The organism is Flavobacterium sp., from assembly GCF_041392005.1.
In the GTDB taxonomy this organism is placed as follows: Bacteria; Bacteroidota; Bacteroidia; order Flavobacteriales; family Flavobacteriaceae; genus Flavobacterium.
In genome coordinates, this window is the sequence record NZ_JAWKMX010000038.1 from 1 (window position 1) to 9,069 (window position 9,069).

The following is a 9,069-nucleotide window of genomic DNA, read 5'->3' on the forward strand; positions in this document are numbered from 1 at the left end:
ATTTGCATTTTGAACAGAGCTACAACTTGTTGATAAAGCCGCTACTAAAAATGAACCTGCTACTAAAATTGATATTGTTTTTTTCATAACTTCTATATTATTGATTAACTCGTGTAAATTGATAAACTAAATCTTTAGTGCTTCCGCCTACAGAAACTTTGTCTAGTAATTGAAAGCTGTTTTCGGTTATATTAGCTATAGAAAGCACATAGCCTTGACTTACTTTTTTAGACTTTTCTGCATTTAAAACTTTCATTACAAATTTTCCTTCTTTATTAATATACCACGTAATATCAGAAGAAAATGAAGCACAATTTGCATTGTTTAAAGTCATTTTTCCTTTGTTGTTATTCGAAACAAAAGTCCAATCACTATTTACAAAACACTGCGAATCGAACATATCGAACGATGTTACCTTAATATATTCAGAACCTGGAAAACTTACTTCCGTAATTGTCCACATTCCTTTTAAAGTCCTTTCTACTTTGTTGTCTAAATTAGTAGCAACAGGCGAAGTTGATTTACAGCCAACCATCAGTATAACTGTAAAAAGAAGTAGTAGTTTTTTCATACATTTAATTTTATAGCACAAAATTACGAAATATTACATTTTCTTGTTTGCATTTTTTGGCGATATTTTTCTACGAAAACGACTAAAATCAGTCAATTTGTCATATTGTACATTTTGGTATTTATTTTGACATAATCCTGCTAAAATGTTTAACCAAAAAAGAATAGAGTATGTCAAGTGGAAAAATTAATGTTTCAGTAGAAAACATATTCCCTTTAATAAAGAAATTTTTATATAGCGACCACGAAATTTTTCTTCGTGAATTGATTTCAAATGCAACAGATGCCACATTAAAATTAAAACACTTAACCAGTATTGGCGAAGCCAAAGTAGAATATGGCAGTCCAAAAATTGAAGTTAAAATTGATAAGGAAGGAAAAAAACTTCACATTATTGATCAAGGATTGGGAATGACCGCTGATGAAGTTGAGAAATACATCAACCAAATTGCATTTTCTGGAGCTGAAGAATTTTTGGAAAAATATAAAGATTCTGCCAAAGATTCAGGGGTGATAGGGCATTTCGGTTTAGGTTTTTACTCTGCTTTTATGGTGGCAAGTAAGGTTGAAATTATTACAAAATCATACAAAGACGAGCCAGCCGCACATTGGACGTGCGACGGAAGCCCAGAATTTACTTTAGTTCCTCATGATAAAACCGAAAGAGGAACTGAAATTATTTTACATATTGCCGATGATTCTACTGAATTTTTAGAAGAAAGTAAAATTCGCGAGTTGTTAACAAAGTATAATAAATTTATGCCAATTCCAATTAAATTTGGAACCAAACAAGAAGCTTTACCAAAACCAGAAGATGCTGGCGATGATTACAAAACAGAATATGTTGAAGTAGATAATATCATTAACAACCCTTCACCAGCTTGGACCAAACAACCATCTGATTTAACTGATGAAGATTATAAAAATTTTTATCGCGAATTGTATCCTATGCAGTTCGAAGAACCGTTGTTTAACATTCATTTAAATGTAGATTATCCGTTTAACTTAACTGGAATTTTATATTTTCCAAAATTATCGCACGATTTACAAATACAAAAAGATAAAATTCAATTATATCAAAATCAAGTATTTGTAACCGATAATGTAGAAGGTATTGTACCAGAATTTTTAACGATGTTGAAAGGAGTTATCGATTCGCCAGATATTCCGCTTAATGTTTCGCGTTCGTACTTACAAGCTGATGGTAATGTAAAGAAAATTTCAAATTACATTACCAAAAAAGTTTCTGATAAATTAAAATCGTTATTTAATGCGAATCGTGAAGATTTTGAAAAAAAATGGAACGATATTAAAATAGTATTAGAATATGGTATGCTTTCGGAACCAAAATTCTATGAAAAAGCAGGCGATTTTGTATTATATCCTACCACTGATGGCAAATTTTACACATTAGCCGAATTAAAAGACGCTTTAAAAGACAATCAAACGGATAAAGATGGAAATTTGGTAGTGTTGTATGCTTCCAACAAAGACGCACAACACAGCTATATTACTGCTGCAAAAGATAGAGGTTATGAGGTGTTTTTATTCGATTCGCCTATCGTATCACATTTACTTCAAAAATTGGAAATGGATAACGAAAAATTAACTTTTGCTCGTGTAGATGCTGATCATTTGGATAATTTAATCAAAAAAGACGAAAACCAAATTTCAAAATTATCTGACGAAGAAAAAGAAAATTTAAAAAATGTAATTGAAACAGTTGTTCCAAAAGAAAATTATTCGGTTCAATTAGAAGCTATGGACAGTCAAGCAGCACCATTTATGATTACGCAACCCGAATTTATGCGCCGTATGAAAGAAATGAGCCAAAGTGGCGGCGGCGGTATGTTTGGCATGGGAAATATGCCCGAAATGTATAATTTGGTAGTAAATACAAATTCGGAACTAGCTTCTTCAATTTTATCTACAGAAAACTCTGATGCCAAATCGGCCTTAGTAAAACAAGCGTTAGATTTAGCAAAACTTTCACAAGGGTTATTAAAAGGCGAAGATTTAACCAACTTTGTAAAACGTAGTTTTGAAACTTTGAAATAAAAAGTAAAAGAATAAATTAACGATTTTTCTTTTATAATAAATTGAAAACCTATGAGATACTATCTTATAGGTTTTTGTATTTTTACATAAAATTTCAATTATGAAAAAAATCTTCTTTATTTCAATACTATTAAGTATTTCGAATATAGCTTTGGCGCAAAACCCCATTTATACCAAAGCAAAAGTTATAGAAGTTAATGCCTATCGCAATAATGCCGAACTTAAAAATACAACTTCATTTTCAATTCCCGCAGGAAATTCGGAAGTAGTAATTGGTAATATTTCTGAAGAAATTATTGAAAATTCGCTACAAATTGCATTAGACAATAAAAATGTAAGCATTCTTTCATCGCAATTTACTGATGATTACTCATCTGATTTTAAAATAGATACAACCAATCCGCAATTAAAAAAAGTAGCCGATAGTATTGAAATTGTAAACAATTTAATTGTTAAATCGAATATCGAAATCGATGCCAATACTAAAACCATTGAATTATTAGATAAAAACCAAACCGTTTTAGTAGGAAGTAGTACTTCTAATGTTACACAATTAACGCAACTAACCGATTATTATACTGCTAAACGTATCGAAATTAGCAACAAATTGGTTAAACTTAGAGATACTAATATTGAACTCCAAAAAAAATTGAATCGATTAAAAAGTAGTTTAAAAACCAAAGAAGAAAAAGAACTAGACGAATACGCCAGCGGTGTATTGGTTTTAAAATTATACAGTAAAGTCGCTGCAAATTGTAAGGTCGAAATTAAGTATTTGGCACAACAAGTATATTGGGAACCGCTTTACGAAATAAATGGAAGTAGTATAAACGAACCTTTAACCGTGTTTTTTAAAGCAAGTTTACGTCAAAATACTGGCTTAGACTGGAAAGGTGTAAAATTATCGCTAATAAATGGAAACCCTTCGCAAAACAAGATTGCACCAGTAATTGAACCATGGTTCATTTATGCAGAAAACAAAGAGGATAATATGGTTATTGCTAGGGGAATTCCAAGAAAAATCAATGATGCTGAATATAGTTCGAATCAATTAGATGAGTTAGTTGTTACAGGAGCTGGTTTTAGCATAAATTCTAACGAATTAAATATCAGTTACGATGTTGCTATTCCGTATGATATTCAAGCCAATAACGAACCGCATTTAATTTCATTATTTGACCAAAAAATCCCTGCGAAGTTTACTTATTTTACAGTACCCAATTATATTAGAGAAGCTTTTTTATTAGCTAAAATTGATAATTTTAGTAAATACGGATTTATTTCGGCGAAAGCCAAAATAATTTTTGAAAATATGTATATAGGCGAAACGTATATTAACCCAAGTCAAACCGAAGATGAATTGCCAATTACGCTAGGAAACGACAACCGAATAAGTGTAAAACGTGTAGAGGTAAAAGACAAATCGAGTGAAAAATTCTTGTCGTCTAATGTAGAAAAAACAGTAACCTACGATTTAGTAATTCGTAACAATAAAAAACAAAATATAACAATCGAAATTAAAGATCGCTACCCAATTAGTAACAACGAAGCTGTAAAAGTTGAACTTTTAGAACGAAGCGGTGCAAAAGTTGATGACGAAAAAGGATTTTTAACATGGAACGAAAAAATATCAGCTTCGGAAACGAAAACTATACGTGTTAGTTATAAAGTAAAATATCCTAAAGATTATTCTATTAGTAATTTTTAAATAGATGACAAAAATTGAAACTATTATAGAAAATTGGCAACACTCTACCGAAGATTTTTTACCAAAATTACTAATGGCTATTCTTGTAATTATACTATTTTATTTTATAGGAAAAATTGCAAAAAATATAAGTTTACGCTTTTACACCAAAGTTTTTAAAAGTAGTACAGCTGTTCCTAATATAATTGCATCATTAATATTTTTCTTCTTTTTGCTTTCGGGTGTTTTTATTGCCCTACAGGTAATGGGATTAGAAAAAGTACTAACACATATTTTAGCTGGTGCTGGAATAATTGGCATTATTGCCGGATTTGCTTTTAAAGATATTGCATCAAATGCTTTTGCGGGTTTGTTGGTTAATACGCAACATCCGTACAAAATTGGCGATTGGGTTCAAATTGAAGATATTTATGGTGTTATTACTAAAATAGGCTGGATTACAACCAATATAAAAACCGTTCCTGGCCAAGAAGTATATATTCCTAACCAATTGGTTTATAACAACACATTTACAAATTATTCTACTTACGGAAAACGTAGAATTGTACTTAAAAGTGGCGTTTCTTATGGCGACGATTTAGAACAAGTGAAAAAAGTTGCGTTAGATGAAGTTACAAAAATTCCTCAATTGCTTACAACAGATGATGTCGATTTTTATTTTACCGATATTGGCAATTCAACTTATAATTTTCAGCTTCGTTTTTGGATAAAATTTACAGATAATAACGACTATCAAAAAGCGATGAGTGATGCCATTGTGCATATTAAAAAACGATTTGAACAAGAAAATATTTCAATTGCGTATCCTGTTACTACATTAGATTTTGGCGTAAAAGGCGGCGTGAATATTTTTGATAAACCAATTTCAATAAAACAGTAAAACTAGGTTGTATTAATTCCCTATCAATTTAGTGTCTTCTTGTTTTTCTTCGTTTAAAAATTTACGTTCTTCTTTTGCTAATTTGTTTTTAGTTGGAATTTTATAATTCAAAGAAAAGCCAATTCGTCTAGTGTCGTATTTACTCGTGTAAAACAAATCGGTTCCAATGGCACCAAAACCTTGTTTATTTGTATTTAAAATATCGTTAATATATAATGAAACTGACAAATTATCTGACAAGAATTTTTTTGCAAATGTAGCGTCTAATTGTTGACTAAAAGGTTCTTGAATGGCATAATATTGATAATTTCCCCCAGTTGTTGAAGTATTATAGTTTAATGTAAATTTGATTTTACTAGGCAACTGAATTTGAGACATTAAATTAAAATTCCAAAAACCTTTATAATCAATATTATCAAGAAAATGTTTTTGATGTCCTACATAAATATACAAGAAGTTAATTTCATCTGGATTAAAATCAAACTTTAAGGTTTCTTTCAAGCCTTTTGAAAACAACATATAAGGCAATGGCAAACCAAAATTAAAATTGTGAATTTTTAATTTTGGTGTATTTACAGAAACACTTGCAGCTCCGTTTGGTGTTTCAATAATTCTATTTACAACTTGATTGCTTGCATCGCTAATTGAATATCCTATGTAAAAATATTCAAAAGCACTAACTCTAATTTCATAATTATCAAAAATAGTTGGATCTAAATTTGGGTTACCAAAAAAGGAAACATTTGGGTTTTGATAATTGGTATTATTTGGATTTAAAGCAGAAGTGTTAGGCAAATTTATTTTTTTATTATAATTAGCATTAAAAAACACTTGCGGCATTATATTGTATTGTATCGTTGCATTAGGAAAAAACTGGGTTAAATTAAATGGCATTAATAAACCCATATTTGTTTCTCCTTCAATTTTATACGATTCTAATCTTCCACCTAAAATAAAATCGAAGTTTTTATACGTAGATTGAAATTCTGTGTAAGCTGCGTAAGTTGTTCGCCAATAATCTAAATTCTTTATATCAAAACTTTCGGTAACAAAATCTAATTTATCGGCTAAAACACCTATACTAAATTTTGTTTCATCTAATACTTTTAATTCTTGAGAATAATCGGTTTTAAATTGATAAAAATTTTGATTGTAATTATTTTGAAGACCAGTACTTCCATTAATCAAAGAATTTAAATCAAAATTATTTTGATTATTATTATAATTAAATCTGAAATCAAGTTTTTTGTCATAATCATCAAAACGCTTCTGATAATTTAAAGCAATATCGTTTCGTTTTCTTTTATTTTTACTTAGATCAGATGAAACAAAACCAAAACCATTAGCATCAATAGTTGATCTATTATTACTGGTGTTAAAATCATAATTTACTAACAATCTGTCTTTACCTAAATCAAATTTTAAACCTGTTTTTACAAAGTAAAAGCGATTTGTTCTATCGGATAAATTTTGCGAAATTATTTGAGTTGGGCTAAAAAAATTACTTCGCTGATACCCTTCATTATAACTTTGACCAACTTGTATTTGCCAACCAAAAAGACTATTTTTTGCACTAACTAGTAAACTATTATTAAACCGATGACGAGCATCATCATATTTGGTAAAACTATATCCATTTGAATATGTTGCCGATAAATAATTCTTAGCGTTTTTAGCTGTAATTATGTTAATAATAGCGCCACCAGATGTTGCTGGAAACTCTGCGCCTGGTTGCGTTATTATTTCAACTTTTTCAATAGAATTTGCGGGCAAACTTTCTAAATAAGACGTTAATTCATTCGAATAAATATTTAACGGTCTGCTATCCATAAACACTTCAAGTTGCTTTCCTTGGTACATCATACCCGCAACATCTGAAACAATTAAACCTGGAAGTTTTTTTAAACCTTCCATAACAGATCCTGAATTTAAATGTGCTTGTTGAGAAAAATCAAAAATGGTGCGATCTGCCTTTTGCTCAACAGCTTTTTTCTTTTTTACTATAATTAATTCATTAAGCTCTTTGGCTTGTAAAGTATCTGTTTGTTTTTCATTTTGAGAAAAAACATTAAAGGATAAAAAGAGAAAAAAAATAAAATATATTTTTTGCATTTTTAATTGATTTATTAAATAAGTATAGAAAATTCTAAAATGTTACAATTTTAATTAAAACACTTGTAACTTTGTATTTATAATTATTCTCATAAAAAAAATGACTTTATCATTAGAAACACCAGCGTTACTTTTTTCGGCAACTTCGTTAATTTTACTAGCCTACACTAATCGTTTTTTAACTATTGCACAAATTATTAGAAACTTAAAAAAGAGTTACGATGAAAATGAAAGCCGAAAAATATTACTCCAAATAAAAAACTTAAATTTACGTTTAACTTTAATACGTTTAATGCAACTTTTTGGTGTATTATGTTTGTTTTTTTCAGTTTTTGCAATGCTCGTTTTGTTTTTAAGTCTTCACGTTTTAGGCATTTGGCTGTTTGGCATTTCGCTACTTTGTTTATTAATTTCTTTGGGTTTATCGTTTTGGGAAATTAGCATTTCGGTTACAGCACTGCGCATTCATTTAGACGATTTAAAATAATTACGCTATTATCCAAAGTAATACAGGTTTATTTGTTTGTTTTAATTTTTCGTCTAACGCTTGCATAAATTCATTAGAAACCGCTGGGCAACCCCAACTTAGTGGCGAATATTTTGGATAAATTTCTTTATTGCTAACGGCGTTCCACGAATGCAAAACCACTACTCTTTTTACGGCTGTACTATTTGTTGGTTCAAGTCCGTGTAGCCAATATTTCACATGAATTCCCCAAGAGCTGTAATCGCGATTACCTATTTTATACTTGCCTTTCATAGCACAATGACTATCTACTTGGTTAGAAAACTTTGCCTTTTCCCATTTATCAGTATTTTCTTCAAATACATCGCAACTTCCATGTGTTACTAATTTTTGGTTTATAATTTTTTGCTTTTCAAAATCATAAATAAAAAAGCGATTTTTACCCGAATGAATACTATAATCTAACAAAAAATAATACGAATCGTTCATATTATTTTCCTTACAATAAGCCAATGCTTCTTCATGGTAACGAGAATAATCTTTATTAAAACTAGAATTTAAAGTAGCACTATTCTTTATTTTATTGCTCTCGCAAAAAGAAAATAGCAGATATACAAAAAGTAAGTATTTCATAACAAAAAGATTTTTTTAGAGTGCCACAAAAATTAAACCATAAAACTAATCTTATTTTTATTTTTTGAATTGTACCTTTGCCCACATTTTAATTTTTAAAAAAATGAATACTAATACTGTTTTAAAAGGAGTAATTTTAGTAGGTCTTGGCGCTACAAGTTACGGTATGCTAGCAACGTTTGTAAAACTCGCCTACAAAGAAGGTTTTACTACTGCCGAAGTAACCTCGGCACAGTTTATATATGGTATTTTAGGTATTGCTTTGCTTATTTTTTTTCAGAACATAGTGCCAAAAAAACCTATAGTTATGCCTACGAAAAAAAATAGATTTCAACTAATTTTAGCAGGAACATCATTAGGCTTAACCAGTGTTTTTTATTATTTATGTGTAAAATATATTAATGTTTCTATAGCTATTGTAATGCTTATGCAAACTGTTTGGATGGGCGTTTTACTCGAATGGATTTTAGACAAGCAAGTTCCTTCTAAAAGAAAAATTCTAGCGGTTTGCATTGTACTTTTAGGCACTTTACTAGCCACAAACATTACAAACAGCGCTGTTAGTATCGATTGGCGAGGTATCGTTTTTGGCTTGTTAGCGGCAGCTTCGTTTACAACAACTATGTTTACTGCTAATAAAAT

Annotated in this window: 8 protein-coding genes; 5 read left to right on the forward strand and 3 right to left on the reverse strand. The window is 29.7% G+C overall.

The genetic code is table 11. The features are described 5' to 3' along the window. Positions 1-97: 97 nt before the first annotated feature. Positions 98-571: a lipocalin family protein gene (locus tag R2808_RS11110; protein ID WP_371271087.1), complete on the reverse strand. Its 474-nt coding sequence runs from the start codon at positions 569-571 to the stop codon at positions 98-100. 170 nt (positions 572-741) lie between these two features. Between R2808_RS11110 and htpG the strand changes: the two genes are divergently transcribed. The 3 genes from htpG (at position 742) to R2808_RS11125 (ending at position 5,216) form a co-directional block, all read left to right on the forward strand. Continuing rightward, positions 742-2,628 (forward strand): molecular chaperone HtpG, encoded by a 1,887-nt coding sequence (htpG, locus tag R2808_RS11115; protein ID WP_371270498.1) that lies wholly within the window; start codon positions 742-744, stop codon positions 2,626-2,628. 100 nt (positions 2,629-2,728) lie between these two features. Then, the gene (locus tag R2808_RS11120) at positions 2,729-4,336 is read left to right on the forward strand and encodes a DUF4139 domain-containing protein (RefSeq protein WP_371270499.1); all 1,608 of its coding nucleotides are present in this window, start codon (positions 2,729-2,731) and stop codon (positions 4,334-4,336) included. Positions 4,337-4,340: 4 nt separating this feature from the next. Continuing rightward, positions 4,341-5,216, forward strand: a complete 876-nt coding sequence (locus R2808_RS11125; RefSeq protein WP_371270500.1) for a mechanosensitive ion channel family protein — start codon at positions 4,341-4,343, stop codon at positions 5,214-5,216. A 12-nt stretch (positions 5,217-5,228) separates the two neighbouring features. Here R2808_RS11125 and R2808_RS11130 read toward each other — a convergent pair whose 3' ends face one another. Then, positions 5,229-7,328 (reverse strand): TonB-dependent receptor domain-containing protein, encoded by a 2,100-nt coding sequence (locus R2808_RS11130; RefSeq protein WP_371271088.1) that lies wholly within the window; start codon positions 7,326-7,328, stop codon positions 5,229-5,231. A gap of 100 nt (positions 7,329-7,428) precedes the next feature. Here R2808_RS11130 and R2808_RS11135 point away from each other — a divergent pair, with 100 nt between their 5' ends. After that, the gene (locus R2808_RS11135) at positions 7,429-7,815 is read left to right on the forward strand and encodes a DUF2721 domain-containing protein (protein ID WP_371271089.1); all 387 of its coding nucleotides are present in this window, start codon (positions 7,429-7,431) and stop codon (positions 7,813-7,815) included. Here R2808_RS11135 and R2808_RS11140 read toward each other — a convergent pair whose 3' ends face one another. Beyond that, a complete protein-coding gene (locus R2808_RS11140; RefSeq protein WP_371271090.1) occupies positions 7,816-8,427 on the reverse strand; it encodes a murein L,D-transpeptidase catalytic domain-containing protein in 612 nt (203 codons plus the stop codon). It abuts the gene before it with no gap. 103 nt (positions 8,428-8,530) lie between these two features. Here R2808_RS11140 and R2808_RS11145 point away from each other — a divergent pair. Beyond that, on the forward strand, positions 8,531-9,069 hold a 539-nt coding region (locus R2808_RS11145), incomplete at its 3' end, for an EamA family transporter (protein ID WP_371271091.1).

What these genes read in the sequence shown, in the direction of transcription:
- R2808_RS11110 (WP_371271087.1), bottom strand. Translation starts at nt 571, where the DNA reads ATGAAAAAACTACTACTTCTTTTTACAGTTATACTGATGGTTGGCTGT.
- R2808_RS11140 (WP_371271090.1), bottom strand. Translation starts at nt 8,427, where the DNA reads ATGAAATACTTACTTTTTGTATATCTGCTATTTTCTTTTTGCGAGAGC.
- R2808_RS11135 (WP_371271089.1), top strand. Translation starts at nt 7,429, where the DNA reads ATGACTTTATCATTAGAAACACCAGCGTTACTTTTTTCGGCAACTTCG.
- R2808_RS11120 (WP_371270499.1), top strand. Translation starts at nt 2,729, where the DNA reads ATGAAAAAAATCTTCTTTATTTCAATACTATTAAGTATTTCGAATATA.
- R2808_RS11125 (WP_371270500.1), top strand. Translation starts at nt 4,341, where the DNA reads ATGACAAAAATTGAAACTATTATAGAAAATTGGCAACACTCTACCGAA.
- htpG (WP_371270498.1), top strand. Translation starts at nt 742, where the DNA reads ATGTCAAGTGGAAAAATTAATGTTTCAGTAGAAAACATATTCCCTTTA.
- R2808_RS11130 (WP_371271088.1), bottom strand. Translation starts at nt 7,328, where the DNA reads ATGCAAAAAATATATTTTATTTTTTTTCTCTTTTTATCCTTTAATGTT.